The 26,565-nt window shown below is 65.7% G+C and carries 26 protein-coding genes; 12 read left to right on the forward strand and 14 right to left on the reverse strand.

Going from position 1 to position 26,565, the window contains the following annotated elements; all coding sequences use genetic code 11:
* Position 1: 1 nt before the first annotated feature.
* The 8 genes from AC07O0_RS19015 to AC07O0_RS19050 all read right to left on the reverse strand — a co-directional run bounded on the left by AC07O0_RS19015 (position 2) and on the right by AC07O0_RS19050 (position 8,168).
* The gene (locus AC07O0_RS19015; RefSeq protein WP_494625242.1) at positions 2-769 is read right to left on the reverse strand and encodes an enoyl-CoA hydratase/isomerase family protein; all 768 of its coding nucleotides are present in this window, start codon (positions 767-769) and stop codon (positions 2-4) included.
* Positions 766-1,986 (reverse strand): CaiB/BaiF CoA transferase family protein, encoded by a 1,221-nt coding sequence (locus AC07O0_RS19020; RefSeq protein ID WP_494625243.1) that lies wholly within the window; start codon positions 1,984-1,986, stop codon positions 766-768. Before AC07O0_RS19020 ends, AC07O0_RS19015 begins: the two co-directional genes overlap by 4 nt.
* A complete protein-coding gene (locus AC07O0_RS19025; RefSeq protein ID WP_494625244.1) occupies positions 1,983-3,161 on the reverse strand; it encodes an extracellular solute-binding protein in 1,179 nt (392 codons plus the stop codon). The genes AC07O0_RS19020 and AC07O0_RS19025 overlap by 4 nt, the downstream gene beginning before the upstream one ends.
* Before the next feature lie 31 nt (positions 3,162-3,192).
* Positions 3,193-3,984, reverse strand: coding sequence for an IclR family transcriptional regulator (locus tag AC07O0_RS19030; protein WP_494625245.1), 792 nt, complete (start codon positions 3,982-3,984; stop codon positions 3,193-3,195).
* A gap of 1 nt (position 3,985) precedes the next feature.
* The gene (locus tag AC07O0_RS19035) at positions 3,986-4,975 is read right to left on the reverse strand and encodes a TRAP transporter substrate-binding protein (RefSeq protein WP_494625246.1); all 990 of its coding nucleotides are present in this window, start codon (positions 4,973-4,975) and stop codon (positions 3,986-3,988) included.
* A 56-nt stretch (positions 4,976-5,031) separates the two neighbouring features.
* Positions 5,032-6,303: a TRAP transporter large permease gene (locus AC07O0_RS19040; RefSeq protein WP_494625247.1), complete on the reverse strand. Its 1,272-nt coding sequence runs from the start codon at positions 6,301-6,303 to the stop codon at positions 5,032-5,034.
* A 3-nt stretch (positions 6,304-6,306) separates the two neighbouring features.
* Entirely contained in the window at positions 6,307-6,813 is a 507-nt protein-coding gene (locus AC07O0_RS19045; protein WP_494625248.1) for a TRAP transporter small permease, read from the reverse strand.
* 707 nt (positions 6,814-7,520) lie between these two features.
* Complete coding sequence (locus tag AC07O0_RS19050) at positions 7,521-8,168, reverse strand: TetR/AcrR family transcriptional regulator (RefSeq protein WP_494625249.1); 648 nt, start codon at positions 8,166-8,168, stop codon at positions 7,521-7,523.
* Between the two features lie 230 nt (positions 8,169-8,398).
* On the opposite strand from AC07O0_RS19050, the gene AC07O0_RS19055 reads away from it, so the two are divergent.
* A complete protein-coding gene (locus tag AC07O0_RS19055; RefSeq protein WP_494625457.1) occupies positions 8,399-9,292 on the forward strand; it encodes an NAD(P)/FAD-dependent oxidoreductase in 894 nt (297 codons plus the stop codon).
* Between the two features lie 19 nt (positions 9,293-9,311).
* Positions 9,312-9,785 (forward strand): methyltransferase family protein, encoded by a 474-nt coding sequence (locus tag AC07O0_RS19060; RefSeq protein WP_494625250.1) that lies wholly within the window; start codon positions 9,312-9,314, stop codon positions 9,783-9,785.
* Between the two features lie 20 nt (positions 9,786-9,805).
* Here AC07O0_RS19060 and AC07O0_RS19065 read toward each other — a convergent pair whose 3' ends face one another.
* Entirely contained in the window at positions 9,806-10,408 is a 603-nt protein-coding gene (locus AC07O0_RS19065; protein ID WP_494625251.1) for a TetR/AcrR family transcriptional regulator, read from the reverse strand.
* 79 nt (positions 10,409-10,487) lie between these two features.
* Here AC07O0_RS19065 and AC07O0_RS19070 point away from each other — a divergent pair, with 79 nt between their 5' ends.
* The 3 genes from AC07O0_RS19070 to AC07O0_RS19080 are packed head-to-tail and all read left to right on the forward strand — an operon-like array spanning position 10,488 to position 15,174.
* Positions 10,488-11,609, forward strand: coding sequence for an efflux RND transporter periplasmic adaptor subunit (locus AC07O0_RS19070; protein WP_494625252.1), 1,122 nt, complete (start codon positions 10,488-10,490; stop codon positions 11,607-11,609).
* Entirely contained in the window at positions 11,606-14,728 is a 3,123-nt protein-coding gene (locus AC07O0_RS19075) for an efflux RND transporter permease subunit (RefSeq protein WP_494625253.1), read from the forward strand. The genes AC07O0_RS19070 and AC07O0_RS19075 overlap by 4 nt, the downstream gene beginning before the upstream one ends.
* Positions 14,725-15,174: a MarR family winged helix-turn-helix transcriptional regulator gene (locus tag AC07O0_RS19080; RefSeq protein WP_494625254.1), complete on the forward strand. Its 450-nt coding sequence runs from the start codon at positions 14,725-14,727 to the stop codon at positions 15,172-15,174. Before AC07O0_RS19075 ends, AC07O0_RS19080 begins: the two co-directional genes overlap by 4 nt.
* 102 nt (positions 15,175-15,276) lie before the next feature.
* Here the strand turns inward: AC07O0_RS19080 and AC07O0_RS19085 are convergent, their stop codons facing one another.
* The 5 genes from AC07O0_RS19085 to AC07O0_RS19105 form a co-directional block, all read right to left on the reverse strand.
* Entirely contained in the window at positions 15,277-16,656 is a 1,380-nt protein-coding gene (locus AC07O0_RS19085; RefSeq protein ID WP_494625255.1) for an amidase, read from the reverse strand.
* Positions 16,656-16,874, reverse strand: coding sequence for a hypothetical protein (locus AC07O0_RS19090; RefSeq protein ID WP_494625256.1), 219 nt, complete (start codon positions 16,872-16,874; stop codon positions 16,656-16,658). Before AC07O0_RS19090 ends, AC07O0_RS19085 begins: the two co-directional genes overlap by 1 nt.
* Positions 16,871-18,271, reverse strand: a complete 1,401-nt coding sequence (locus AC07O0_RS19095) for an MmgE/PrpD family protein (RefSeq protein ID WP_494625257.1) — start codon at positions 18,269-18,271, stop codon at positions 16,871-16,873. The genes AC07O0_RS19090 and AC07O0_RS19095 overlap by 4 nt, the downstream gene beginning before the upstream one ends.
* Positions 18,271-19,299, reverse strand: coding sequence for an ABC transporter substrate-binding protein (locus AC07O0_RS19100; RefSeq protein WP_494625258.1), 1,029 nt, complete (start codon positions 19,297-19,299; stop codon positions 18,271-18,273). The genes AC07O0_RS19095 and AC07O0_RS19100 overlap by 1 nt, the downstream gene beginning before the upstream one ends.
* Before the next feature lie 194 nt (positions 19,300-19,493).
* On the reverse strand, positions 19,494-20,396 hold the full coding sequence (locus AC07O0_RS19105; protein ID WP_494625259.1) for a LysR family transcriptional regulator: 903 nt from the start codon (positions 20,394-20,396) through the stop codon (positions 19,494-19,496).
* 313 nt (positions 20,397-20,709) lie between these two features.
* Between AC07O0_RS19105 and AC07O0_RS19110 the strand changes: the two genes are divergently transcribed.
* From AC07O0_RS19110 to AC07O0_RS19140, 7 genes are read left to right on the forward strand one after another with little or no spacing between them, the layout of a single operon-like run.
* On the forward strand, positions 20,710-21,750 hold the full coding sequence (locus tag AC07O0_RS19110; RefSeq protein WP_494625260.1) for an ABC transporter ATP-binding protein: 1,041 nt from the start codon (positions 20,710-20,712) through the stop codon (positions 21,748-21,750).
* A complete protein-coding gene (locus AC07O0_RS19115; protein WP_494625261.1) occupies positions 21,747-22,595 on the forward strand; it encodes an ABC transporter permease in 849 nt (282 codons plus the stop codon). The genes AC07O0_RS19110 and AC07O0_RS19115 overlap by 4 nt, the downstream gene beginning before the upstream one ends.
* Complete coding sequence (locus tag AC07O0_RS19120; RefSeq protein ID WP_494625262.1) at positions 22,592-23,386, forward strand: ABC transporter permease; 795 nt, start codon at positions 22,592-22,594, stop codon at positions 23,384-23,386. The genes AC07O0_RS19115 and AC07O0_RS19120 overlap by 4 nt, the downstream gene beginning before the upstream one ends.
* The gene (locus tag AC07O0_RS19125; RefSeq protein WP_494625263.1) at positions 23,383-24,492 is read left to right on the forward strand and encodes an NAD(P)/FAD-dependent oxidoreductase; all 1,110 of its coding nucleotides are present in this window, start codon (positions 23,383-23,385) and stop codon (positions 24,490-24,492) included. The genes AC07O0_RS19120 and AC07O0_RS19125 overlap by 4 nt, the downstream gene beginning before the upstream one ends.
* Positions 24,485-24,796 carry a (2Fe-2S)-binding protein gene (locus AC07O0_RS19130; protein WP_494625264.1) on the forward strand — a complete coding sequence of 104 codons (312 nt, stop codon included), beginning with the start codon at positions 24,485-24,487 and terminating at the stop codon, positions 24,794-24,796. The genes AC07O0_RS19125 and AC07O0_RS19130 overlap by 8 nt, the downstream gene beginning before the upstream one ends.
* Positions 24,786-26,180, forward strand: coding sequence for an FAD-dependent oxidoreductase (locus tag AC07O0_RS19135; protein WP_494625265.1), 1,395 nt, complete (start codon positions 24,786-24,788; stop codon positions 26,178-26,180). The genes AC07O0_RS19130 and AC07O0_RS19135 overlap by 11 nt, the downstream gene beginning before the upstream one ends.
* Positions 26,177-26,536 (forward strand): RidA family protein, encoded by a 360-nt coding sequence (locus AC07O0_RS19140; protein WP_494625266.1) that lies wholly within the window; start codon positions 26,177-26,179, stop codon positions 26,534-26,536. Before AC07O0_RS19135 ends, AC07O0_RS19140 begins: the two co-directional genes overlap by 4 nt.
* The last annotated feature ends 29 nt before the right edge of the window (positions 26,537-26,565 follow it).

Consider the following 26,565-nt stretch of genomic DNA (forward strand, 5'->3'; position numbering starts at 1 on the left):
GTCAGCGGGCGCCCGAGCGAGCGACGAAGGCGTTGACGCGCTCCTGGCCCTCCGGGCTCTCGAACAGGCCCTGCAGCGCCTGCGCCTCGAGATCGAGCCCGGCCTGCAGTTCGCTCGCCTGGGCGACGCGGTTGAGCCGCTTGAGCGCGGCGACGGCCTCGGCGGGATATTTCTGGAAGCGGGCAGCGAGCGCCAGAGCACCGGCGACGACATCCTCTTCGACCAGTTCCGAGACCAGCCCCCAGGCCGCATAATCCTCGGCGGGACGATGCTCGCCCGTCGCCAGCAGCTCGAAGGCGCGGTTCGGCCCGATCTTGCGGGCGAGACGCTGCGTGCCGCCACCGCCCGGGATCAGGCCGAGCCTCACCTCCGGCAACCCCATGCGGGCGCCGCGCCTGGCGACGACGAGGTCGCAGGCGAGCACCATCTCGAAGCCGCCGCCGAGCGCGTAGCCGTTCACCGCAGCGATGACCGGCTTGCCGAAGCGCTCGATCCGTTCGTAGAGGGCACGGCCGCGGCGTTGGAAGACGCGGAAGCCGTCGGCGTCCAGCGTCGCATATTCCTTCAGATCGGCGCCGGCCATGAAGCCCTTGCCCTCGCCGGTGAGGATGACGGCGGTGATCGCGGCGTCGCTCTCGAACCGGTCGAAGGCGGCCAGGATCTCGCCGACCATCGCCGTGCTCATCGCGTTGAGCTGGTCCGGCCGGGCGAAATGGATGATCGCGGTCGCGTCGACGATCTCGATGCGGATCGTGGGCTCGCTGCTCATGCTGCGTTCTCCGAAAGGGCGGGATCCTGCAAGGCCCCGACCACACCAGCGCCGATCCAGGCCTCGATGCTGTCTTCAGCAAAGCCGAAATGGGCCAGGATCTCGCGGCTGTGCTCACCGATGCGCGGTGCCGGCAGACGGACCTCGCCCGGCGTCTCCGACAGGCTGACGGGGATGTTGACGGTGCGGACCGTACCGGCCGTCGGGTGCTCGTAGCTGGTGAATGCGCCAAGGTGCTCGGCTTGTTCGAGCTGCGTGACCTGCTGCAGGCTGTTGACCTCGCCGGCCCAGAGGCCGGCGCCCAATAGCGTCTCGATCCAGTGCGCGGTCGAGGCGGTCGCGGTGCGGTTCTCGATCAGGGCGTGGACGGCGTCGCGCTCGTCCCAGAGGCGCCTTGCGTCGCAGGCGGCGAGCTCCGGCAGCTCAAGCACCTCAGCCAATCGCTCGACCGGGTTCATCGCGATCGTCAGCCAGCCATCGGCGGTGCGGTAGACGCCAAAGGGCGCCGGCATGCCGGGATGGGCGATACCCGAGGCGGGCCGCTCGAAAGCCCGGCCGAGCGTCAGCGCCAGAAGCAGCTCCTGGCCCTGATGGGCGAGGCAGGCGCGCAGCATGTCGACCTCGATGCGCTGGCCGCGGCCGGTCTTCATCCGGTGGATCAGCGCCGCGAGGACGGCATAGACGATGTGGTAGGAGCAGAGTTGGTCGGCGAGCGAGATGCCGAGCGGCGTCGGCCTGTCGTCCTTGCTGCCGGTCATGCTCATGAAGCCGCTGATGCCCTGCAGCAGCAGGTCCTGGCCAGGCCGGTCGGAGAGCGGCCCGCCCGCGCCATAGCCCGAGCTCGAGCAATAGATCAGGGCCGGATTGACGGCGGAAAGATCGGCATAGCCGAGGCCGAGGCGCTCCATCACGCCTGGCCGGAAGTTCTCGACCACGACATCGACCTTCGCCGCCATGTCGAGGATGATCCGGCGCGCCTCGGGCGCCTTCAGGTCGAGCGCCAGCGAGCGCTTGTTGCGGTTCCAGGCGAGGAAATGCGGGCTCTCGCCGTTGATCCGCGCGTTGAAGAATGGCGGCAGGTTCCGGTAGAGATCGCCCTCGCCGACCCGCTCGATCTTGACGATGTCGGCGCCGAGATCGCCCAGCATCTGCGTGGCCAGCGGGCCGGCCAGCAGATGGCTGAAATCGAGCACCGTGAGGTGATCGAGCGCGCTCATGATTGGGCCGGCTCCGGCGCGAAGCTGTGCTCGTAATGGGCCGTGAGCTTGTCGATCGCCGCCTCGCGGCTGATCGCGCCACGCAGGCGGGCGTTGACGATCTCGCCGGCCTCTTCGAAGAACGGCACGAAGCCGTCGAAGCGCGGACGCAGATAGGCCTTGTCCAGCGTCTCCAGCGTGTTGCGGAAGAAGTCGCCGGATTCGGCATTGACGCGGGCATCGAGCCAGGCGGAGCGGCTGCCGGGCTGGCCACCGGCGTCGAAATAGGCGCCGCACTGGTGCGCGGGGTCGTGCACGAAGCGCAGATAGCGGCCGATCGCCTCATGATCCCTCGCGCTCTTCGTCACGACGCAGCCGGCGCCTCCGAGCAGCGCACCCGCAACCGGATCGCTGCCCGGCCCCGCGACATTGGTGAACAGGATCGGCTTGGCGACGCCGCGGCGCGAATAGTTCGAGTAGCCGAACGCATAAGAGATGTAGACGATGTCGTCGCTGGCAGCGGCCGCATCATAAGCCTGGATCGGATTCCAGCTGATCGAGAAGGGATGGCTCGCGGCGACGAGCTCCTCGATATAGGCGAAGGCCTCGTCGAGGGCACGACGCTCCCAGAAGCGGCCGGGCTCGGTCGACAGTTTCTGGCCGAGATTCGCGGTGAAGGAGAGGAGCATCGCCATGGCGTCGGTCGGGCAGGCCGGGGTCGCGATGGACTTGCCGGCGGCGCGGGCCGCCTTGGCCAGCGCCAGCGTCTCGTTGAAGTTGCACGGCACCTCGCGCCCCAGGGCCTGCATGAGGTCCGGGCGATAGGATGCGACCTGCGAGGCTGCGTCGGTCGGCAGACCGTAGACGCCGCCGCCCCAGTGATAAGAGACGCTGCTCTTGCCAACGCTGTCGGCGAGCAGCGCCTCGACCGCCGCCTTGCCGATGATCGGCGTGATGTCGACGAGGCAGCCCGAGGCCGCGCCATGGCCGACGAAGGGGTGGTCGGCGATGATCAGGTCGTAGCGTTCCGCCAGCGCGTCGATCGGCTGCTCGCCGAACTGCTTCAGGCTACGACGCTCCCAGATCACTTCGATATCGGGATTGGCCGCCTGGAAGGCCAGAACATTGGCCGCCAGGCAGTCGAAGCCGCGCGGGTGGTCCCAGGAGATGCCGCGAATGGTGCGAACAGAAGCCATTGATCCGTCTTGTCTTTGGAGGGACGAAGGCTCAGCCGGGATGGTGGCCGAGCGCGCTGGAGATTTCGCTTGTGCCGGCCGCAATCAGCGCCGCGGCCTCATCGAGGCGCACATCGAGATGCACCTGCGGCAGGAACGGGCTCGTCAGCACGGCGACGACCCGGCCCTGATGGTTGAAGACCGGATAGGTGATGTTGGTGACGCCGCTGACGATGGCGCTGGTGCGGATCTCGCAGCCCTTCTGCAGCGCATCCGCGCAGCGCTCTTCGAGTTCGGCACGTGTCACATCGGACTGCACGGTCATGATGCGGTCGATCAGCCGGGCGCGCGTCTCCTCCGGCTGGTGCGCCAGCAGCACGAGGCCCGAGCTGGTTTCCCAGACCGGGAACTGCGCGCCGAGGCGAACCGAATAATGCATCGGCGTCGGCGCCGTGACCTGCGCCACGACGACGATGTTGAGGTCATCGATCACGGCAAGGTGGCAGGACTGCATGGTCGTCGCCGAGATGCGGTCCATCACCGGCCCAGCTGCCGAGACCAGGGCCTTGGTCGGCGGGCGGGTATGGGCCAGGTTGAACAGCATCATCGAGAGCCGGTAGCGATCGCTCTCAGGGTCGCGCTCGACATAGGCGCGACCTTCCAGGCACTGCATCACCCGGAAGATCTCGCTCACGGTGCGGTCGAGCGCCACCGCGACGGCGCTCATGCCGAGGCTGTCCGGCGACCGGGCAAGGAGCTCGAGCACGTCGAGCCCCTTCTCGAGCGCCGGTACGGCATAGCGGCGCGCGCCATCCCGGTCCTTGTCGAGCTCGGTCGCCGTCATCTCAGTTACTTCCCATCGTGGCGCGAACCTTGGCGACAAGGCCAGGCGTCCATTTCGGGAAAGCCTTCTCGATCGCCTCGGCGCGCTTGGCGAAAGCGTCGCGGTCGACATCGGCGATGATCGTCATGCCCTTGTCCTTGAGGATCTGGAGGCTGGCGTCATAGGCCCTGGCCGTGTCCTCGCTGATGAAATCGCAGGCCTTCTGGCTCTCCTCGGCCACCGCCGCCTGATCGTCCTTCGACAGGCCGTTGAAGGCGGACAGGCTCATCACGACCGGCGAGACATCGACGATGTGTCCGGTCTTCATGTACATCTTGGCGTGCTCGTAATGCTTCTGGTCGGCGATCGCGTTCGGCGGCGCCTCGGCCGCGTCGATCACGCCCTGGCTGAGCGCGCTGTAGATCTCGGGCCAGGGCATCGGCGTCGGCGTCGCGCCCATCGATTTGGCGAGCTCGGTGTAGATCGTCACCGGCTGGACCCGGAATTTCAGCCCGGTCATGTCCGCGGGCACGCGCACCGCCTTGTTGCGGGTGTAGAGGTCGCGCGTGCCGAAATAGGCGTGGCAGAGCACCTTGAGATTGCTCTTCTCCAGCGCCTTGGCCCATTGCTTGGGCATGTCGGAGGCGAGGAAGGCCTTCACCTGCGCGAAATCCTTGAACAGGAAAGGATAAACGATCACCGAGTAGTCGGGGACGTAGTCGGCCAGCACGCCGACGCCGATCTGACCGATCATCGCGCTGCCGAGGCTGATCTGCTCGCCGATCGCGGTGTTCTCGCCGAGCTGGCCGCTCGGGAAGACACCGACCTGGACACGGCCGGCGGTGCGGCTCTCGACCGCCTCCTTGAACTTCAGCGCGCCCAGATTGACCGAGTGCTGCGGCCCGTTCATGTGGGCGAAACGCAGCTGCGTCGCTTTCGGCTGTGCCTGGGCGGCGGAGGCTGCGAGTGCGCTGAGCGCGGTCGCGGCCAGCATCTTAATTACTGTCTTCATCAGTTTTCTCCCTAGGGCGTTGCGGGTTGGCGACTTCGCGTGTCGCTCTCTCGTGGTCAGAGATAGGCCAGCCAGGTCGCGGTCTGCGGCACGAAGATGATCAGCAACCCCGTCGCGATGATCGCGATCAGGAACGGCAGGCATTCGCGGAAGAACGGCCCCATCGGCACCTTGGTGATCGCGCAGGTCGTCGCCATCAGCGTGCCGACCGGCGGTGTGATGCCGCCCAGCAACGAGACCAGCACGAAGACCACGCCGTAATGCACGGGATCGATGCCGGCCTGAGTGACGGCCGGCAGGAACATCGGCGCCAGGATCAGGATCATCGGCAGGCCCTCGATGAAGATGCCGACGACGAAGACGAGCAGGCAGATCAGCATGAGCAGGAGATGCGGCTCGCTGGTGATCGAGATCAGCTGCTCGGCGACAGCCTGCGGAATCCGCTCGAAGGTCAGGACGAAGCCGAGCGCGCCCGTCGAAGCCAGCACCAGCATGATCGCGCCGGTCGTGGCGGCTGTGCTCCACATCGCGCTGTAGATCTCGGACCAGCTCGCCTCGCGGGTCACGGCACAGAAGACGAGTGCATAGACCACCGCGGCGGCACCGGCCTCTGACGGCGTGAACACGCCGAAGCGGATGCCGAAGGTGATGACCAGCGGCAGCAGCAGCGCCGGCAGCGAGCCGATGAAGGTTCGCCCGACGACGCCCCAGCCCTGCCAGCGCGTGTCACCGCCATAGCCCCGGCGCTTGGCGATGATGTGCGTCGCCGCCATGAAGGCGAGGGTCAGCAGAATCGAGGGGACGATGCCGGCGAGGAAGAGCGCCCCGATCGAGGTGTCGGTGACGAAGCCGAACATCAGCAGGCTGATCGAGGGCGGCAACATCGCCGCGGTGAAGGCAGAGGTCGCGGTCACCGCCGAGGAGAAGGCGATGTCGTAGCCGCGCCGTGTCATCTCCGGCACCAGCATCTTGGCGTCCATCGCCGCATCGGCATTGGCGGAGCCGCTCATGCCGCCCTTGAGCGTGCTGACGACGACGTTAACCTGCGCGAGACCGCCGGGCATGTGGCCGGTAAGCGCGGAGGCAAAGTCGATCAGCCGGCGCGAGATGCCGCTGATGTTCATCAGCTCGCCCGCCAGCAGGAACAGCGGGATGGTGATCAGCGGGAAGGGTTGCGTCGCGTTGACGAGCGCCTGGACGACGCCGAGCGGCATCAGCCCCGGCTCGGTCATGACGAAGAGGATCGCCGCACCCAGGATGACCAGGGCGATCGGCATGCCCGTGATCATCAGGCCGGTGAAGACGGTGAAGAGGCCGGTGCTGCCCATCGCTCAGATCTCCACCGGAGCCGGCGGCGGGGCCGTGACCAGGCCGGCGAGGCGCGCCAGGTCGTAGAAGATCCAGCCGATATAGAGCGCGCATCCGGCGGGGACCGCGGCATACATCCAGGCCATCGAGAGCCCGAGCGTCGGCATCTCGACGCGGGTGCGGCCGGCCAGGACCCAGGCGTACCAGCTGATATAGGCGAGCACCGCCAGCGAGCAGAGATGCGCGAGGATGTGCAGCAGGCGCAGCGCATTCGGGCCGAGATAGGGCGTCAGCACATCGGCGCCGAGATGCGCCGCCTGGGCGGCCCCGCCGGCCAAAGACAGGAAGACCAGCCAGACGAAGAGCAGCGACGCCAGCTCGTAGGAATACAGGATCGGGGCGCCGAGCCCGTAGCGGAACAGCACCGCGGTGGCGATGAGGAGCGTGATGGCGATCAGCAGGCCGACCAGAACGGCCCGGTACAGGCCGATCACGATACCAAACCCGCCCGACGATGCTCGGGCCCTCATGGGCTTCCTCCAGCTTTCATATATGAATGTTATTTTTACTGATGATTATTCGAGCGCTAGACAGCCGTCAACCGTCTCGTGAGAGGAGCTGGCGCTGGCCGCTGCGACCGCGCTTTTGTGATCAATCGCTTGGGACGGCTTTGTGCGGCTGCGCGGACCGCAGGCGGCGCTGATCCTGAGTGGCCCGGTGCTACAGGCGGTCGCTCTGCCAGCGATGGACTGCGCGATTGCGGGCCAGAGGCAGCTGCATTCCTACGAATTTATCGCAATAGGTGTGTGAGTTGCACGCGCTCAGGGCGCCTTAATGATTCCAGATCCAACAGAGCCAAGCAGGTGCTCGAAAGGACGCCGAGCGCTGTCGAACGCTTGCGCTAGGACCTGTCGAGGCCCGTTGCACCGCATTAGCCAATGTCAGGTTTCTGGCAGCGCACGAAGTTCCGCTTATGGCGCCGTGCCGAAGTCCCAATAAGGCGCGTTCTGCCTGGGCGAAGACAGTTGCTTGTGACTAGGCCGTAGAACAACCGATGATCCGCCCCGCGTCGTCTATCTCTACGCGCCGGACCGCAGGCCTCTCAGCCGATCCGGCATCCCCAAGGCTTCGCCGGGGTGCTGAAAGTGGAACCCTACGCCGGTCACAAGGCGCTGCGGAGAGGAATGCCGTGAGTCTAGCCTGCTGCTGGCGCCATGTCCGGCGCCGGCCTATTGAACTAGCCCCCCGCGTGGTCGTTGCCACCGTGCGCGGCGATGAACATGGCGACGGCCGAGCGGCAATAGGATTCGATTTCGTTGTCGTCCTCTGCTCTCGCCTCATCGAAGCGTGCGATCATCAGGAGATCGGATCCTTTGATAAGCGCGGCAAACAAACGGGCGGACCGGAGAGGATCGGGCACGTTTAACACCGCCTTCGCGTGCATCTGACGCAACAGGGCCTCGATTTGGGCCATGACATGGGCGGGGCCGGCTTCGTAAAAAAGCTTGCTTAGCGACTTTTGATTCGTCTTGTCGGCCATGACCATGGCTTCGACACTGCGGACGTCCGGGCTCAACAGCGTGCGAAGCAGGGATGATCCCGCCGCCATGAGCTGATCTTCGGCCGAACCGTCGACGCCTTCAGAAAGGGCCAGAGGTGCAAACTGATGGCAGCGGGCCGCGATGGCCGCGCTGAACAGCGCCTCCTTGTTCTCAAAGTGCCGATAGATGCTGAGCTTGGATACCTTCGCTCGCTGGGCGACCTTGTCCAGGGTCGTCGCTTGAAAACCCAATTCCACAAAGAGTTCGCGCGCAGCGTCGACGATCGTTTGGCCAAGCGCCTCGTTGGCGGGCCGGCCGCGCCGGCCTTGGCGATTTTCGGTCACGACAATTACGGTCCTTGACAGTATCGTAATTCACAAATTACGATACCATGCAGTTTCCAAAGTATGCAAGCGCGTTCGTCGAACGATCCGGCCTGAAACACGAGAGAGCCATGCAACGACGAACCCTGCTGAAGCTGGCTGCGGCGCTTTCCGCCATCGGCATCGCCCGCGCCCCGGCCACCGCCCAGTCCGGCCCATCCTCTTCCATCCACAACAAGGAGCCACTCACCATGAAAGACGTCATCATCATTGGCGGCAGCTTTGCCGGTCTCGCCGGCGCGCTGCAGCTCGGGCGTGCCCGTCGCAAAGTCACCGTTCTCGATACCGGTCTGCCGCGCAACCGCTTCGCTGGCCACTCGCATGGTCTGCTCGGCCACGATCACAAGCCGCCGCTGGACATCCTGGCCGAGGCGCGGCGGCAGCTGGCGCGTTATCCGACGGTGAAGCTGGTCAATGCCCGAGCCGACAGCGTCTCCGGTGCCATCGACGATTTTTCGGTCCTCACTGGCGATGGTGAAAGCCTGAAGGCGCGCCGCCTGATCCTGAGTTATGGCGTTGTCGACCAGATGCCTGATGTTCCAGGCTTCGCCGAAGCCTGGGGCACATCCGTCATCCCATGCCCCTATTGCGATGGCTTTGAAGTTGCCGACCAGCATTGGGGCCTTGTTTGGTCGGGTCCGCAGTCGATGAATCAGGTCAGGCTGTTTCACGATTGGACCGACAGGCTGACGCTCTTCGCCGATGGTCATGACATTCCGCCCGATATCCGGGCCGATCTGGCGCGTCGCAACATACCTGTCGTCGACGGCCGGATCACCGGGATCGCCCGTCCCGGGGGGCATCGCGCCTCCATCAAGCGCGATACCGGCCCCGATGTTGCGGTCGACATCCTGTTCGCGCATCCGCGCAACAAGCCGTCCGCCAGCCTGCATGAATCACTGGGCCTCGCCACGGTCGATACGCCCGTCGGCATCGCCCTCGAGGTCGACGAGCGCCGCGAGACCAGCATGTCCGGCATCTACGCCGCCGGCGACCTCGCCAACCCCGGAATGCCCTCGGTCACCACGGCATCGTGGCAAGGCGCGATGGCGGGTATCTTCGCCCAGCAGTCGATGCTGGTTTGAGCACAGATTGGAGATGAGCATGGCCGTCGAACCGGACAGTGCGGGTGTGCGCTTCCCTCCGCCCTTCATCTATCTGGGAGCGCTGCTGTTGGGGCTGGCGGCGGAGCGGTTCCTCACCCTGCGCTCTTTCGGGATCGACTGGCGGTTGCTGGTCGCAGCAGGCGCGCTGCTGTTCGTTGCCGGCGCGGCGGTGATGCTTGCGGCGGCGGGGCTGTTCCGGCGGCTAGGCACCAACGTTCGGCCGTCGCAGCCAACGACCCTCATCGCAACGACCGGCCCTTATCGGTGGACCCGCAATCCCATGTATCTCGGCATGGCGCTTATCTATGCCGGCCTTGCGATTGGCTTCGACGGACCGATCGCCTTCGCCTTGCTCCCGTTGGTGCTGATCGCGATCCAGACGCAGGTGATCGCCCGCGAGGAGCGCTATCTCGAAGCGAAGTTCGGCGAAGACTACCGCCGCTACAAGGCCCAGGTTCGCCGCTGGCTCTGACTACTCCGCCGACGACAACGTCATTGGCGCCGTCCCGGCTGCTGCACAGGTTCGGTCGAGGACCGCACGCTCTCGGCGGCCGCCTCCAGGAACCGTCGCGACATCTGCTCGTCATTGACGGCGCGAGAGAGGACCATCGCGCCGATCATCGTCGAGAGGATGGCCATGGCCTTGCCGCTGGACTGCACATCGCCGGCGTCGCCGATCCAGCCGCCAAGCAACTCGAGGTATTTCTCGATCCCAGCTTGGAACGCCGCCTTCACGTCGTCGCCCTGGCGTGCCGCATCCGAACCCAGCGCGACGATCGGACAGCCGTCGCCCCGCAAGGCGCGATGGCCCATGCTGAGATAGAAATCGACCATCGCGCCAAACGGATCCTCAGGGCTGGATTCGCCAACAGCCGACCAGCTGTTGAAGGCACTCTCCAGGGCCCGCTTCGACGCCTGCGCCGCCAGGTCGTCCTTGGAGTCGAACTGCTTGTAGAAAGCGCCCTGCGTCAGCCCGGCACCCGCCATCAGGTCCTTGAGGCCGATGCCATCAAAGCCGCGCTCCCGAAAGAGACGGCTCGCGACATCGATGACGGTTTGCCGGTTCTCCTCGGCCTGTTGGCGCGTGACACGCATTGGGACCTCCAAAAATTAGATTGCGTTCGTAATCTATAATAGGTATGGTGATCGAACGCAATCTAATTGGTATAAGGCCATGGGGAAGAAAAAGAAATCGGTTGTCGCCGCAGCGGGCGTCCTGGTCGCGGCGTCAGTGGTGGCGGTACTCGTTGCCTTCTCGGCCCGCCCACAGAAGGCGTCCGCCGTGAGCGATCCGCGGCAGGATGCGCCGATCGTCAGACTGGCAACCCCGATCCCTGTCGCCGAATCCGAGCGCCGGTTCACGGGCGTCATCGCGGCCCGGGTCCAAAGCAATCTCGGGTTCCGGGTTGCCGGTAAAATCGTCGAGCGGCTTGTGAATGTCGGCCAAGAGGTCAAGGCCGGCCAGCCCCTGATGCGGATCGATGAGACGGACCTTCGGCTTGCGCTCACGGCAAAGCGCAACGCGGCCGTGGCGGCGCGTGCCGTTCTGGTTCAGGCGCGTGCTGATGAGAAGCGCTATGCCGCACTGGCCAAGGACGGGTTTGCTGCAAGTCCGCAGCGCTACGAGCAGGCCAAGGCGGCACTGGACACCGCCACGGCCCAGCTTGCGGCGGCGGAGGCGGAAGCGGGGGTTGCGGAAAACGAAGCGACCTATTCCGTTCTGGTCGCCGATGCCGATGGAACGGTCGTCGAAACGCTCGGCGAGCCGGGACAGGTCGTCGCGGCCGGCCAGGCCGTGGTCCGGCTTGCACAGGCCGGCCCCCGTGAAGCGCTCGTCGCGCTGCCGGAGACGATCCGGCCGGCCATCGGCTCGGCGGCGGAGGCCAGCCTGTATGGCACGACTTCTCTTCGCTACGCCGCGCAGCTTCGCCAGCTGTCCAATTCGGCCGATCCGCAAACCCGCACTTACGAAGCGCGCTATGTGCTCGAAGGCGAGGCAGCAGCCGCGCCGCTCGGGGCGACCGTCACCCTCCGGCTGGTCAACCAGGCAAGCCAGCCGGAGATGGAGGTGCCGCTCGGAGCACTCTTGGACAATGGCCAGCGGACAGGCGTCTGGCTCCTGGATGGCGAGACCTCGACGGTGAAGTTCCAGCCCGTGAAGCTGGTGCGTGTGACCAATGAGACTGCCGTGATCTCCGGACTGACTTCCAGAGAGCCGGTCATCTCGCTCGGGGCCCATCTTCTGCAGGACGGCGCGCGCGTCAGGCCTGCTTCCCAGAACAGGGGCGGCAAATGAGCCTCAATCTTTCCGCGATCGCCGTTCGCGAACGCGCCGTCACGCTGTTCTCCATCATCTTGCTCGTCGCTGCCGGCGCCTATGCGTTCGTGAAGCTCGGGCGGGCGGAAGACCCGAACTTCACCATCAAGACGCTGACCGTCACATCCGTCTGGCCGGGTGCGACGGCGCGCGAAATGCAGGATCTGGTCGCCGAGCCGCTGGAGAAACGGATCCAGGAGCTGACCTGGTACGACCGCGTCGAGACGACGACGCGCCCCGGCTACGCCTACATGACGGTCAACCTGAAAGACAGCACGCCGCCATCCGCCGTGCAGGAAGAATTCTATCAGGCCCGCAAGAAGCTTGCGGACGAAGCGCGCAACCTGCCGCCCGGCGTGCTTGGCCCCTTCGTCAACGACGAGTATTCAGACGTCAGCTTCGCCCTCTACGCCCTGAAGGCCAAGGGCATGCCGATGAGGGAACTCGCCCGGCAGGCCGAGACCATCCGCCAGGACCTTCTCCATGTGCCCGGCGTCAAGAAGGTCAACATCCTGGGCGAGCGCCCCGAACAGATCTTCGTCGAATTTTCCTACACCAAGTTGGCGACCCTCGGCGTTTCGGCGCAGGACATCGTCGCCGCCTTGCAGCGGCAGAATGCTGTCACGCCGGCGGGCTCGATCGATACGAAAGGGCCGCGGGTCTTCATCCGGATCGACGGCGCGTATGACAGCGTCCAGGCGATCGCCGACACGCCGATCGTTGCGGGTGGGCGCACGCTGAAACTGTCCGACACCGCAGAGATCCGCCGCGGCTACGAAGACCCGCCGACCTTCATCATCCGGCATCAGGGCGAGCCAACAATCATGCTCGCCGCCGTCATGCAGGAGGGTTGGGACGGCCTCGCGCTCGGAAAAGCGCTGGAGAACAAGACGGCCGCGATCGCCCGGACGCTGCCGCTCGGGATGACGCTCGACAAGGTGACGGACCAGGCGGTCAACATCTCCGCGGCCGTCGACGAATTCATGATGAAGTTCGCGATGGCGCTCGGCGTCGTTTTGCTGGTGAGCCTGCTCAGCCTCGGCTGGCGGGTCGGCATCGTCGTGGCGGCGGCGATCCCGCTCACGCTGGCCGTGGTGTTCTTCATTATGTTGGAGACCGGCCGCTTCTTCGACCGGATCACGCTCGGCGCGCTCATCCTGGCGCTCGGGCTCCTCGTCGACGACGCCATCATCGCCATCGAGGTGATGGTCGTGAAGATGGAAGAGGGCATGGACCGCATCAAGGCGGCCGCCTATGCCTGGAGCCACACCGCAGCGCCCATGCTGTCGGGCACGCTGGTCACGATTGCTGGCTTCCTGCCGGTCGGCTTTGCGCGCTCGACGGCTGGCGAGTACGCCGGCAACATCTTCTGGGTCGTGGGCTTCGCGCTGATCGTGTCCTGGATCGTCGCGGTCGTGTTCACACCCTATCTCGGCGTCAAGATGCTGCCGGAGATCAAGCCAGTCGAAGGCGGCCATCACGCCATCTATGACACACCGAACTATCGGCGCCTGCGGCGGCTCATCACCTTCGCGGTCGATCACAAGTTCCTGACCTGCGCGATTGTCGGCGTCGCCTTCGCGCTCTCCGGCATCGGCATGGGCGGCCTCAAGCAGCAGTTCTTCCCCACCTCCGACCGGCCCGAGGTGCTCGTCGAAATCCGCCTGCCGGAAGGCAGCAGCATCGAGACGACCACCGCTGCAGTCGAAAAGGTCGAACGCTGGCTCGAAAAGCAGTCAGAAGCCAAGATCGTCACGAGCTATGTCGGTCAGGGCGCCCCGCGCTTCTTCCTGGCGCTGTCGCCGGAGCTGCCCGATCCGGCCTTCGCCAAGATCGTCGTGCTGACACCGGATGCGCAGACGCGCGAAACCCTGAAGCACCGGCTGCGCGACGCCGTATCGAACGGGCTTGCGCCCGAAGCCTATGTCCGCGCCACGCAGTTCGTCTTCGGGCCTCCGTCGGTGTTCCCGGTCGAATTTCGTGTGACGGGTCCCGATCCCTCCGAGCTCTACAAGATCTCCGAAAAGGCTCTGGAGATCATGCGCGGGGTTCCCGACGTCAGGGAGGCGAACCGCGACTGGGGCAATCGCACGCCTGTGCTTCGCTTTGTCCCGGACCAGGATCGCCTGAATCTCATCGGTCTCTCGCCGGCGCAGGTCGGTCAGCAGCTCCAGTTCCTGCTCACCGGCATCGCCGTCACCCAGGTCCGCGAGGACATCCGCAACGTGCCCGTCGTTGCGCGTAGCGCCGGCGGCGAGCGGCTGGATCCGACCCGTCTTGCCGACTTCTCCTTGATGAGCCGTGAGGGGCGACAGGTTCCGCTCGACCAGATCGGACATTCCGAGATCCGCCTGGAAGAGCCGATCCTGAAACGTCGCGACCGCGTGCCAACGATCACGGTCAGATCGGAGATCAACGAGGCCACTCAGCCGCCGGAAGTCTCCAAGCAGGTCCTGACGGCGCTTCAGCCACTGATCGCATCACTGCCCGCCGGCTACCGCATCGACATGGGCGGCTCGATCGAGGAGGCGACGAAGGCGAACGATGCGCTCGGGAAGATCTTCCCGCTCATGATCGCCGTGACCCTGATCGTGGTCATGTTGCAGGTGCGATCATTCTCGATGATGACGATGGTGCTGTTCACCGCCCCGCTTGGCGTGATCGGCGTCGTTCCGACATTGCTGGTCTTCAACCAGCCCTTCGGCTTCAACGCCATCCTCGGTCTCATCGGCCTGGCCGGCATCCTGATGCGCAACACGCTGATCCTGACCGACCAGATCAAGGAGAACCAGGCTGCCGGCTTGGACGACTACCACGCCGTCATCGAGGCGACGGTCCAGCGCACGCGACCGGTGATCCTGACCGCGCTCGCAGCGGTCCTAGCGTTCATCCCGCTGACCCACTCCGTATTCTGGGGATCGATGGCCTATACGCTCATCGGCGGCACGGCGGTCGGCACGGTGCTCATCCTGCTCTTCCTGCCGGCGCTTTATGCCGCCTGGTTCAGGATCAAGCCGGCAGCGACAGCCGCCAGCAAGGTCGAGGCTCGATCTAGTGCCGCAACTTCGCCGCTCGCCTTTGCGCAGGCGGCGGAGTGAGCGATGGGCCAGACTCCGCAAGCTCGGGCTATGACGCCTCCACCGGGCTTACGGCCTCGATCCTGCGTGCCGCCAGGGTTCTGTCCCGAAGGACCGACGCTGCACTGCGAAATCTCAGCCTCAACACCGGGCAACTGATCCTATTGAGCTGCCTCGACGTGGATGCGCCACCATCGATCGGTGAGGTCGCCGCTGCTCTAGGCGCGGACCGGACCACCATCACCGCGAGCCTCAAGCCACTCCTCCGTCGGCAGCTGGTCGCCGTCCTTGCCGATCCGGAAGATGCCCGATTGAGGCGACTGTCTTTGACAGGGGAAGGCTACTTGCTGCTCTCCCGCGGGCTTTCGGTCATCCTAGATGCCGATCTTTCAACAGCAGGCGTCACCCAGCACTATAAACAGTTTCAAGCCGATCTGGCGCGGTTGATTAGAAATTTCCAGGTCTGAAGATTGCAGGCCGGTGGCACTCGGCTCCGTCGGCCTCAATGCAATGTCCGCTACCCGGCACTGATCCAAGGTCAGCTGTTGGCGCATCCGCACCGGTCGTCTTCAACAGGGTCGAAGAGAGCGGAAATCGGTCGCGTCCTCGAAAGCGCTTGCTACTTGCAGCACTAGGGCTTCCTGAAACGGCTTGGCGGCGATCTGCACTGAGACCGGCAGCCAGCCTTGGCCAAGGCCTGAGCAAACGCAGGCGGCAGGCCAGCCCGTGACGTTGAACGGCTTGGCGAAACCCGTGCTCGCCAGGAAACCCCATTTTGAGATGCTGTCGACCCGCGGCGCTTCTTGAGGAGCCCCCGGGGTGGCAATCACATCCACGTCCGCGGCCGCCTCCGCCGTCAGGACGCACAACTCGCGGCGACGGCGCACCGCCTGCAGGTAGTCGGTGCTGGAGATCAGCCCGCCCAGCAAGATGCGGTCGCGGAGCAATTCGCCATAGTCGTAGAGGTGTGATCGCATCCAGGGCTCATGCAATGCATAGGCCTCGCCGATCATGATGATGATGCAAACCGCCTGATAGTCGAACAGGGATGGCATCGTGATATCGACGATGTCCGCTCCCTGATCCCGCCAAATTGCCAGAGCGCTCTCGAAGCCCTTCTGGACACCAGGGCTGACCGGGCAGTCAGCGTCATGCCAGCGCGGCACGACGCCGATACGAAGACCTTTCACGCCACGGCTCAGAGCTGCGCTGAAGTCCGGAACCGAGCATTCGATGCTCGTATGGTCCGCCGGGTCATGAGCAGCCATCGCCTGCAATAGCAGCGCGCAATCCTCGATAGTCCAGGCCATTGGGCCGGGGTGGTCGAGCGAAAAGGCCAAGGGCAGGATGCCGCGCCGGCTGCAGAGCCCGTAGGTGGGCTTCAGCCCGGCGATGCCACAGAGCGCGGCGGGCTCGCGGATCGACCCGCCGGTGTCGGAGCCGGTAGCGCCGAGGACGAGCCCTCCGGCAATCGCCGCCGCCGGGCCGCTGGACGAGCCCGAGGTGAAATGGTCGGTGTTCCAGGGATTGCGGGCCGGCGGCCAGGGCAGGTCGAAAGATGGGCCGCCCAGAGCAAATTCATGCGTCGCGAGCTTGCCGAGCATCGACGTGCCGGCCTGAGCCAGGAGCATGGCGGTGTGAGCGTCTTCGTCAGGCATCGCTCCCCGGAGCAGCCTGGAGTGCGCTGTGGTGGCGATTCCCCTCGTGCAATAGATGTCCTTGTGCGCGATCGGGATGCCGTCGAGCTTGCCGCGCAGCGTACCGGCCATCATACGCCGCTCGGCCGCCCGCGCGTCCTCGAGCGCACGTTCGGGGGTGACCGTGACGAAGCTGTGCAAGGCGCCATCGAGCGCTTCGATGCGCGACAGGCAATGCTCCACCAGCTCTACCGGCGAGATCGCGCGCGCCGCGATCAAGGCCGCGGCCTGAGCGATGGTCGGCGTCTCCATCAGAATGTTTCCGTCTTGCCGGGATGCGATGCATGGATATCGGCGCGGAAGACGTGCGCAGGCTCGGCGGCGCGATCACGACCAGGTAAGCGGATGCGATCGAGCATCGGTTCCACCAAGGCCCAGGCCTCGTAGATCTGCCGAACATCCGCTGGCTGGACCGGCAGGCCGGCTCGCCGGATCAGCGCCGCGAAATCCTCGACGGATGTTTTCGTCATCGCTCGTTCGCCTCGAAGGTCAGGCCTTCGAAACAGGCCATCAGCTCCGCTGGCTGGCCTGCGCGCGCATCGTTGACGGCCGCCAGCACCTGGCGCTGCTGCGCCTCGGTCGCGACCATGCGGGTTGCCGCCCTGAACTTGTCCTCGAGAGCCGACCAGCTCAGCGGATTGGCCGCTTCGCCCTGCGGCCCCGTCGGTTCGGAGGTGAAGCGCGCATTCCCGCTCACGATGGTGACGCGGGCCAGCGTCTCGGCCGGAAAGCGGGCATCGAGCCCATGATCCAGCGACAGCACGACCTTGCCAGCGAGTTCCTTCACGTCACCGAGCGCGAGAACGCGAGACGTTGTCGGCAACAGGGCCTGAGGGCCGGCCAGGGCGACCAGGGCCAGGCAATAGGGAATGCTGTATTGGACATCGACAAGGTTGGCGGGGTCCGGATTATTGGAGATGCGCAGGGCGCCGCCATAGGTCTCGACCTCGATCCGATCGATCGTCCGCACCTCGATGGCGTGCCGCTCTACCAGTCCCAGCAGCGCGTCGAGCGGCGCGTGGACGTGGCGGCAGCAGGCGTAGAGCTTGAAATAAGTCTGGCAGATGCGCGGCGCGGAGCCGAGCGACGTCTCCTCGGGGAAACGGTAGTGGCTGACGCTGTCGAGGATATTGCGCGGGCCGGTATGGCCTGCCTCGGCGAGGCCCAGTGCGACCAGGCCGGTGACGACCGACCAGGGAATGCCTTCCTTGACGTCGCTGCCCTCGGGAGCAGGACCTTGCAGCGGCGCGCTTGCAAACAGCTGGTTGGGCGCGCTCTCACCCGCGATCGCCAAAGCGTGCTCGATCACATCGGCAGACGTGCCGCGCAAGGCAGCAGCAGTGGCGACGACGGCATAGGCGGACCAAGTGCCGGTATTGCCATAAGCGGTGCGCGCGGCGGCAATGGTGATCCCGACCTCGTAGCCGATCACGGTCGCAGCGATGAGTTGTTCCAATGTGGCGCCGGTCTCGCGCCCGATGGCAAAGGCGGTCGGGATGACGGCAGCACCAGGATGGCCACGGGCTAGGCGGTGGCCGTCGTCGAGATCGAGCGCCGAGGCTGCAGCGCTGTTCGCCCAGGCCGCGCCGATGGCGGAGCCCGACCGGCCGGAGAACCAGATGGGAACGTTGCCTGTCCCCATCGTCGCCAGTGCCGTCGAGCGGACGGCGATCGCGGCCCGATCCGCAATGCCCGCGCCGGCTGCGCCCATGAGATCGAGGATGCATCTGAACGCGGCTTCTCGTGCCGGTTCCGAGACCCGACTTCGCCTCGCCGCTGCGACATAGGCTGCGATCCGTCCTGCGATACCCGTTTGGTCGTAGTGACCAAACGGGGCTGCTGTCTCTTGCATCGAGGGCCGGCCCATCAACGCTCGATCTCTCGGTTCCAGCGGCTGGTCCAGTCGGCCCGCTTGGGATTGATCGCGGTGTAGCTCGGCTTGATCAGCGAGTTCACCTTCTCAGGCCCGAAGACGACATCGGCGGCGATCGCCGGCGGAAGCTTGGTCTCCTGATTGACCGGCCCCCAGCCTTGCGTTTCGGCGATGATGGCCTGGACCTCCGGGCTGAGCAGATATTGGACGAAGTCCTGGGCCTGCTTCGGCCGGGGGGCGCCCTGCACGGCGCAGACCTCGGTGAGGATCACCAGGGCGCCTTCCTTCGGATAGACGAACTTGACCGGCGCTCCCTGCGCCACAAGAGCACGGACGCGGCCATTTCCCCAGACGCCCAGGGCAGCCTCGCCCGTCTGCAGCAACTCGGCCATTTTTCCGGGCGACGGCTCCCAGGCGAGGACGCTCGGGCTGATGCGCTTCATCGCCGCGAATCCCGGGTCGATCGCGCTTTCGTCGCCGCCGTTCAATCGTGCCTGCATCACCAGAGCGAGCAGGCCGAAGCCGTTGCCGATCGGCGGGATCACGATCTTCCCAGCGTAGCGCTTGTCCTCCAGGTCCTTCCAGGAGGTCGGCTCGGCCCAGCCGTTCTTTTTGAACACCTCGGTGTTGTAGACGAGGCCGGTGGCGCCGTAGCCGAGGCCGATCGCCGATTTGCTGACGCGTCGCGCGCTGCGATAGACGTTGTTCGAATTGGGCCCGTCTTCGAGCGTGGCGCAAAGGCCGAACTCGACCGCCGTGGTCATCGGGCCGTCATCGATCAGGGCGACCGAGATCTCCGGCTTGGCGCGTTGCGCCTGCAGCTTCGCCAGAGTGTCGGTCGAGTTCCCCGGGACGTAGACGATCTTGAGGCCGCTCTTCGCCTCGAAGGGCGGGATGATCTTCTCCCGGAAAGCTGTTTCCGTGGCGCCCCCGAAACCCGCCACATACATCGTTTCTGCGGCCTGCAGGCTCAGCGGAGCGGCCACGACGAGCGCGCTTATGACGCCAAGGTATTTGCGCATTTCTATCCCCTTATTGTGGTTTTGAACGCAAGGAGACTTTAATCCGCGCGCCACAGCGCGAATATGTAAATTGCTTCCGCTATATATGCCGGATTGTTATGCTTTGCCGGGATATGCGAAGCTGCGACGCGGGGGAGTGCGCCGGCACGATGCCGTGTGGAGACGGCCGGGTACCAGCCCGAAGGGATCGACGATCAGCGCGTCGCGCCCTGAAACTCGGCGCGCAGATCGGCCGCGAAGGCGTCCGCGAGGCTCGACCTTGTCGTCAGCTGCGGGAATACGACCGCGTACCGGCAGGTGATCCTGGCATCGAGCGGACGGACGATCACATCCGGAGATATGTCACGGTCGGCCGTCGATTCCGAGATGATGCTGATGCCGGCCCCGGCGGCGACCAGCGCCCAGGCGATCGATGCGCTCGCGGTCTCCAGGACGACCGTAGGGGCGACGCCGGCCGCCGAAAACGCGTCGTCGATCTGATAGCGCACATAGCTGTGCTGCGAGAGCAGGACCATGCGCTCGCCGGCAAGGTCGCCCATTGAGATGTGATCCTGCGCGGTCAGCCTGTGCCCCGGAGGCAGAGCGACATTGAAGACCGATTCGCCGAGTTCCTCGGTATCGATCCCCGGCCGCGACACCGGCATCTCGACGATGCCGACGTCGAACTGGCGCGTGGATACGAGCTCGGCGATCTGGACGGACGGCAAGCTCTGGACGAAAGCCGTCACATCCGGCCGTGTCGACAGGAAGCGGCTGATCGCGCGCGGCACCAGCCATTGCGATAGCGCCGGCAACACCGCGATGCGCAGCGCACCGGCCCGTTGCAGGCCGATATCGAGAGCGACTCGCGATATGGTTTCGATGCTGCGGTAGCTCTTTTCGATCTCGCGATACAGCGCCTCGGCCTCGGGCGTCGGCACGATGCGACGGCCGCGTCGCTGGAACAGCGCATAACCCAACTTCTTCTCGAGCATGCCGATGGTGCGGCTGACGCCCGGCTGCGTGACGTTCATCAGTTTTGCCGCGCCGATGATGCTTCCGCACACCATCACGGCCCGGAACGTCTCGATCTGGCGGAGATTCAGGGGCGATCTCATTCATAACCTATCGGCATAAACAGCAGTAAAAGTCTACATTTTCTTCTGCTCTCCGCAGACCTATCATATGACGATAACGAATAATCCTGCTTCTGGGCACGCCTCTGATGGCAATGAAGCGGATCTAGGGGAGATAACAGGTGCATACCGGTTTATTATCAGTGATGCCCTGTACGGCAGGTGACCATGCCATCTGCCGCAAAGCGAGCCCGGTCGAGCATTGCGAGATCTCCGCACATGCCCCCGGCCGGGGCAATGCCAGGCCCACGCCGCCGAAAGGCCGAGCGTGAGGCGGGACGGCCGGGAGGACGACATGGTATTTCTGGACCTGCAGAATCTGGGCAAGGCCTATGGCGAACTCGTCGCCGTCGCGGACTTCAACCTGGCGGTCGCCAAGGGGGAGTTCATCTGCCTGCTGGGGCCGTCGGGCTGCGGCAAGACGACTATCCTGCAGATGATCGCCGGCTTCGTGACGCCCACCAAAGGGCGCATTCTGCTCGACAGCGCCGAGATATCCGACGTCCGCCCGAGCAAGCGCGGCCTCGGCATCATGTTCCAGAGCTACGCCCTCTTCCCGCACATGACCGTCGCAGCCAATGTCGCCTTCGGGCTGGAGATGCGCGGAATTCCGGCGCAAGAGCGCGCCGCACGGGTTGGCGAGGCCCTCGAGTTGGTCCAGCTCGGCCATCTCGCCGAACGCTATCCCCGCCAGCTCTCGGGCGGTCAGCGGCAGCGCGTGGCGCTCGCCCGTGCGCTCGTCATCCGCCCGCCGGTACTGCTGCTCGACGAGCCGATGGGTGCGCTCGACGCGCAATTGCGCGAGGGCATGCAGATCGAGCTGCGCGCCATCCAGCGCAAGGTCGGCATCACGACGATCATGGTCACGCATGACCAGGCCGAGGCGATGACGCTCGCCGACCGGGTCGTGCTGATGAACAAGGGCACTGTCGAGCAGGTCGCGGCGCCGTTCGAGATGTACGAGCATCCCAATGGTCGGTTCACCTCGACCTTTCTCGGCAAGGCGAACGTCTTCGCCGGCGCGGTATCAGGAGAAGACGTCATGGTCGGCGGCATGCGGCTGCCGATGGGACTAGCCCCGGCGAGCGGCGATGTCGACTACATCGTCCGGCCGGAAAAGCTGAGCTTTTCCACCAGCTCTGCGCTCGTCGGCGGGCGGGTGGCCGTCCGCATCTTCCTCGGGCAGCACTGGCTCTACCAGATCGAGACGGCACTCGGCTTGATGCAACTGACCGAGCCCAATGTCGGCCCGCCCGGTGCGGCGGAAGGCGATGAGGTCGGCCTGACCTGGTCGCCCGAGCACGTGCGTGTCGTCGGGCGCGGGGTGGCGGCATGAACCGCGTACCCTATTGGCTTGCCAGTCCCGGCGTCGTCGCAGCGCTCGCGCTCGTCGCGCTGCCGCTGGCGATGACCTTTGCCCTGAGCTTCCAGCCCTTCTCCAGCAGCGGTGGCGTCGGGCCGGGCCTCACGGTCGAGAACTACGTCCAGGTTGCGACCGACGACTATTACCTCACGATCTTTCTGCGCACCTTCAAGCTGGCCTTGCTGGTGACGGCCGTCGCCGTAGTGATCGGCGTGCCCGAGGCCTATGTGCTGAGCCGGCTGTCGCCCGGCATGAGGGCGTTGTCGCTTGTCATCGTGCTGGGTCCGCTGCTGATCTCGGTGGTGGTGCGCACGCTCGGCTGGTCGATCCTGTTCGGCAATACCGGCATCATCAACACCATCCTGCTGGCTTCGGGGCTGGTCTCGGCACCGATCAGGCTGATGTTCAGCTTCACCGGCATGGCCATCGCGCTCGTCCACGTGCTGGTGCCGTTCATGGTGCTGTCGGTCTGGGCCTCGTTGCAGAAGCTCGATCCGGCCACGGAACAGGCGGCCGAGTCCCTTGGCGCGGGGCCGGTGACGATCATGACCCGGATCGTGCTGCCGCAGGTTCTGCCCGGCGTCCTCTCGGGCGGGCTGATCGTGTTCGCGCTCGCCGCCAGCGCCTTCGCGACGCCGGCGATCATCGGCGGGCGGCGCCTGAAAGTTGTCCCGACCACGATCTACGACGAGTTCCTCAGCAATCTGAACTGGCCGCTCGGGGCAGCCTTGTCGCTGATCCTGCTCGTCATCGTGCTCGCGGTCTCACTCGGAGCCAACAAATACCTGGAGCGCCGATTCAGCCAGGTGTTCCAATGAGCCGGACTCCGCTCGCCCTCATCCTGTTCCACTGGGCTTTCGCGCTGTTCATGCTGGCGCCGCTGGCGGTCGTCGTCCTCGTCTCCTTCACCGACAAGGGCTATGTCGCGCTGCCCTTCGATGGCGCGTCCCTGCGCTGGTATCGCGCCCTGCTCGACGCCAAGGATTTCATCGACAGCTTCAAGCTCAGCCTCGGCCTGGGCGTGCTCGCCGCCACTGCTTCGGTGATCCTGGCCGTTCCCGCCGCGATGGCCATCGCCTGGCATCGCTTCCCCGGCCGCGATGCCATGCTCGGACTGCTGATGTCGCCGATGATGGTGCCGCCCATCGTGCTCGGCATCGCGCTCCTGCGCCTCTTCACGCATCTCGGTGCGACCGGAACGATCTGGAGCCTGGCCGCCGCCCATACGGTGATCGTCCTGCCCTATGTGCTGCGCCTCGTGATCGCGGCCGCGACCGGCTACGATCAGACGCTGTCGCAGGCGGCGATCTCACTCGGCGCCTCGCCCTGGACGGTGTTCCGCCGGATCGAGCTTCCGCAACTGCTGCCCGGCATCGCCGGCGGCTGGATCATCGCCTTCATCACGAGCTTCGACGAGCTCACCATGTCGCTGTTCGTCTCCGGCGTCGGCACCTCGACCCTGCCGGTGCGGATGTACAACCACATCGCCAACACGATCGACCCGCTGCTGGCTTCGATGTCGAGCGTCCTGATCGTGCTGACGCTTCTGCTGATGATCGTCATGGACCGCGCCTTCGGCATCGACCGCGTCCTTGGAGGCAAGGCGTGAGCGATCTCGACACGATCGTGGTCGGTGGCGGCGTGGTCGGCCTGTCGATCGCCTATGGCCTCGCCAAGGCCGGCGAGCGCGTGCGGCTGCTCGACGAAGGCGACGACGCCTTTCGCGCCGCGCGTGGCAATTTCGGGCTCGTCTGGGTCCAGGGCAAGGGCGCCGGCAAGCCCGCCTATGCGCTGTGGTCGATGGCGGCCGCGAAGCTCTGGCCCGGTTTCGCCAGGGAACTCGAAGAGGTCGCCGGCATCGGGCTGCAGCTCTCGCAGCCCGGCGGCCTGGCGCTCTGCCTCGACGAGAGCGAGCTGGACAGGCGCTCCGTCATGATGGCGCAACTCGCCGCCGACGTCGCGGCGTTCGGCGAAACCTACCCCTATGACATCCTGCGTGCCAATGCGGTGCGGGAGCTGTGTCCTCATGTCGGCCCCGACGTCGTCGGCGCCAGCTTCTGTCCGCTCGATGGCCATGTCAGCCCGCTAAGACTGCTGCGCGCCCTGACGGCGGCGCTGCTGGCGCTCGGCGGCGAACTGCAGACCGGGCGACATGTGGATGGTATCGAATACCGCGATGCCGCGTTCCGCATCCACGCAGGCGGCACGACGCATGTGGCCGCCAAGCTCGTTCTCGCCGCCGGCCTCGGCAACGCTGGGCTGGCGCCGATGGTCAGGCTCGACGCTCCGGTCAAGCCGGTTCGCGGCCAGGTGCTGATCAGCGAACGCGTCGCGCCCTTCCTCGACTTGCCGACCGGCAGCGTGCGCCAGACCGGCGATGGCGGCGTCCAGATCGGGGAGAGCAAGGAGGATGTCGGCTTCGACGACGGCACCACCATCGCCGAACTGTCGCGCATCGCCGAACGCGCCGTGCGGATGTTCCCGGTGCTCGCCGGCGTCAACATCGTGCGGACCTGGGGGGCGCTACGCGTGATGACGCCGGACGGCTATCCGATCTATCAGGCGTCAGCCGAATGCCCGGGCGCCTTCGTCGTGACCTGCCATTCGGGCGTCACGCTCGCCGCGCAGCACGCCGATCCTCTCGCCCGATGGATCACGGGCGGCGCAGAGCCGGCGGCTCTGGCGGAGTTCAAGGCCGAGCGCTTCCATGTTTGAGCCGATGGCCGGCTTGGCCGCTGAGGACCGCATCACGATCCAGGTCGACGGCCGCTCGCTGCAGGTCCGCAAGGGGATTTCGCTGGCGATGGCCTTGATGGAAGCGAAGCTCGTGCCGCTGCGCCGCACTCCGCTGTCGCATGCGCCGCGCTCGCCTCTCTGCCTGATGGGCGTCTGCTTCGAATGCCTGTGCCACGTGGATGGCCGCCAGAATATCCAGTCCTGCATGGTCGAGGTCGTGGACGGCATGAGCGTACGGCTTGCGAACGGTGCACGCCGGGTGGAGGCCGTCCATGACGCATGACCTCATCATCATCGGAGCCGGTCCGGCCGGCATGGCGGCTGCGCTCGCCGCAGCGAAGCTCGGCCTGAAAACGGCCGTGCTCGACGAGCAGTCGCGCCCCGGCGGCCAGATCTATCGCAATGTCGGCGATGTCGCTCCGCAGGTTGGCCGGCTTCTCGGTTCCGATTATCTGCACGGTAGGCTACTCGCCGCACGGTTCCTCCATGCCGGCATCGATCGCCGTCTTGCGACGACCGTCTGGGACATCACGCCCGACCTGACCGTGTCGGCGATTACGGGCGGCCGCAATTTCCAACTCCGCGCACCGCAACTGATCGTCGCGACGGGCGCCATGGAGCGCGCCTCGCCGCTTCCGGGCTGGACCTTGCCGGGTGTCCTCAATGCCGGCGCCGCCCAGATCGCGCTGAAATCGAGCGGCTCCATTCCGTCAGGCAGGATCGTGCTGGCCGGTTGTGGCCCGCTTCTGCTGCTCGTCGCCTGCCAGTTGCTCGGTGCGGGCGCTGACATTGCAGGAATCGTCGAAACCGCCCCTGCCGCGAACCGGCGGGCGGCGCTTCGAGAGATGCCTGGCGCTCTCCTCGCGCTCAGGCTCCTGGCAAAGGGCCTCGCCATGATCAGGCAGATCCGGCGGGCGCGGGTTCCATGGTTCATCGAGGCGACGGACATTGCGATCGAAGGCGATGAACGGGCCGAGGCCTTGCGCTTCACGGTCGCTGGCGAACGGAAGCGCATCGCCGCCGATGTCGTGCTCCTGCATCACGGCGTCGTGCCCAATACGCAGATCTCCCGTCTCCTGCGCGTCGAGCATGCCTGGGACGACGCGCAGCAGGCCTGGAGGCCGCACCAGGATGTCTTCGGCGAGACGAGCCTTTCGGGCTTCCGCATCGCCGGCGACGGCGGCGGCATAGCCGGGGCACTGGCGGCGGCAACGAGCGGGGAACTCGCTGCGATCGGTGCTGCGTACGCACTGGGCCGGGTATCCTTCGAGGAGCGCGACCGGCTGGCGAAAGCGCCGCGCCGGGCCTTGCGCGGGCAGCTTCGCATCCGCCCCTTCCTCGACGCGCTCTACCGTCCGCCGGACTGGATCACGGCGCCGTCGGGCGAGACGATCGTCTGCCGTTGCGAGGAGGTGAGCGCGCGGGAGATCGCGCGCATGGCCGATCTCGGCTGCCTGGGGCCGAACCAGACCAAGTTCTTCAGTCGCTGCGGCATGGGGCCGTGCCAGGGCCGGATCTGCGGCCTCGGCGTGACAGGCATCCTGGCGCGTGAACTGAGCATGACGCCCGCAGCCGTGGGCGCCTACCGTATTCGATCGCCACTCAAGCCGGTGCCGCTTGCCGCGATCGGATGTGTTCCTGCCAAAGAAAGCGAGACTTCCCGATGATCATCGACCGCTTCCAGACCGGGCCGCGAATGAGCAAGATCGTTCGCCACGCCGGGCTGATCTTCCTCTCGGGCCAGACGGCGAATGGCACGACCCTGAGCGATATCTCCAGCCAGACGAAGGAGGTCCTGCGGCGGATCGATGAGCTCCTGGCGGAAGCCGGGAGCGACAGGTCTCATCTGCTGACCGCGACGGTATATCTTCGCGACATCAACGACTTTGCAGCCATGAACCTCGAGTGGGAAGCTTGGTTGGCTCACGCCTCCGTGCCTGCGCGCACGACGGTCGAGGCCCGGCTGGCTAGTCCGAATCTCCTTGTCGAAGTAACGGTCACCGCCGCCAGGATCAGAGATTGACCACTTCCCGATCCAACTCGGCAAAGCGG

It is taken from the genome of Allobosea sp. GW821-FHT10B12 (assembly GCF_059415545.1).

What these genes read in the sequence shown, in the direction of transcription:
- AC07O0_RS19070 (WP_494625252.1), top strand. Translation starts at nt 10,488, where the DNA reads ATGGGGAAGAAAAAGAAATCGGTTGTCGCCGCAGCGGGCGTCCTGGTC.
- AC07O0_RS19100 (WP_494625258.1), bottom strand. Translation starts at nt 19,299, where the DNA reads ATGCGCAAATACCTTGGCGTCATAAGCGCGCTCGTCGTGGCCGCTCCG.
- AC07O0_RS19130 (WP_494625264.1), top strand. Translation starts at nt 24,485, where the DNA reads ATGTTTGAGCCGATGGCCGGCTTGGCCGCTGAGGACCGCATCACGATC.
- AC07O0_RS19110 (WP_494625260.1), top strand. Translation starts at nt 20,710, where the DNA reads ATGGTATTTCTGGACCTGCAGAATCTGGGCAAGGCCTATGGCGAACTC.
- AC07O0_RS19020 (WP_494625243.1), bottom strand. Translation starts at nt 1,986, where the DNA reads ATGAGCGCGCTCGATCACCTCACGGTGCTCGATTTCAGCCATCTGCTG.
- AC07O0_RS19105 (WP_494625259.1), bottom strand. Translation starts at nt 20,396, where the DNA reads ATGAGATCGCCCCTGAATCTCCGCCAGATCGAGACGTTCCGGGCCGTG.
- AC07O0_RS19035 (WP_494625246.1), bottom strand. Translation starts at nt 4,975, where the DNA reads ATGAAGACAGTAATTAAGATGCTGGCCGCGACCGCGCTCAGCGCACTC.
- AC07O0_RS19090 (WP_494625256.1), bottom strand. Translation starts at nt 16,874, where the DNA reads ATGACGAAAACATCCGTCGAGGATTTCGCGGCGCTGATCCGGCGAGCC.
- AC07O0_RS19135 (WP_494625265.1), top strand. Translation starts at nt 24,786, where the DNA reads ATGACGCATGACCTCATCATCATCGGAGCCGGTCCGGCCGGCATGGCG.
- AC07O0_RS19040 (WP_494625247.1), bottom strand. Translation starts at nt 6,303, where the DNA reads ATGGGCAGCACCGGCCTCTTCACCGTCTTCACCGGCCTGATGATCACG.
- AC07O0_RS19120 (WP_494625262.1), top strand. Translation starts at nt 22,592, where the DNA reads ATGAGCCGGACTCCGCTCGCCCTCATCCTGTTCCACTGGGCTTTCGCG.
- AC07O0_RS19030 (WP_494625245.1), bottom strand. Translation starts at nt 3,984, where the DNA reads ATGACGGCGACCGAGCTCGACAAGGACCGGGATGGCGCGCGCCGCTAT.
- AC07O0_RS19085 (WP_494625255.1), bottom strand. Translation starts at nt 16,656, where the DNA reads ATGGAGACGCCGACCATCGCTCAGGCCGCGGCCTTGATCGCGGCGCGC.
- AC07O0_RS19025 (WP_494625244.1), bottom strand. Translation starts at nt 3,161, where the DNA reads ATGGCTTCTGTTCGCACCATTCGCGGCATCTCCTGGGACCACCCGCGC.
- AC07O0_RS19015 (WP_494625242.1), bottom strand. Translation starts at nt 769, where the DNA reads ATGAGCAGCGAGCCCACGATCCGCATCGAGATCGTCGACGCGACCGCG.
- AC07O0_RS19045 (WP_494625248.1), bottom strand. Translation starts at nt 6,813, where the DNA reads ATGAGGGCCCGAGCATCGTCGGGCGGGTTTGGTATCGTGATCGGCCTG.
- AC07O0_RS19095 (WP_494625257.1), bottom strand. Translation starts at nt 18,271, where the DNA reads ATGGGCCGGCCCTCGATGCAAGAGACAGCAGCCCCGTTTGGTCACTAC.
- AC07O0_RS19065 (WP_494625251.1), bottom strand. Translation starts at nt 10,408, where the DNA reads ATGCGTGTCACGCGCCAACAGGCCGAGGAGAACCGGCAAACCGTCATC.
- AC07O0_RS19140 (WP_494625266.1), top strand. Translation starts at nt 26,177, where the DNA reads ATGATCATCGACCGCTTCCAGACCGGGCCGCGAATGAGCAAGATCGTT.
- AC07O0_RS19115 (WP_494625261.1), top strand. Translation starts at nt 21,747, where the DNA reads ATGAACCGCGTACCCTATTGGCTTGCCAGTCCCGGCGTCGTCGCAGCG.
- AC07O0_RS19055 (WP_494625457.1), top strand. Translation starts at nt 8,399, where the DNA reads ATGAAAGACGTCATCATCATTGGCGGCAGCTTTGCCGGTCTCGCCGGC.
- AC07O0_RS19060 (WP_494625250.1), top strand. Translation starts at nt 9,312, where the DNA reads ATGGCCGTCGAACCGGACAGTGCGGGTGTGCGCTTCCCTCCGCCCTTC.
- AC07O0_RS19075 (WP_494625253.1), top strand. Translation starts at nt 11,606, where the DNA reads ATGAGCCTCAATCTTTCCGCGATCGCCGTTCGCGAACGCGCCGTCACG.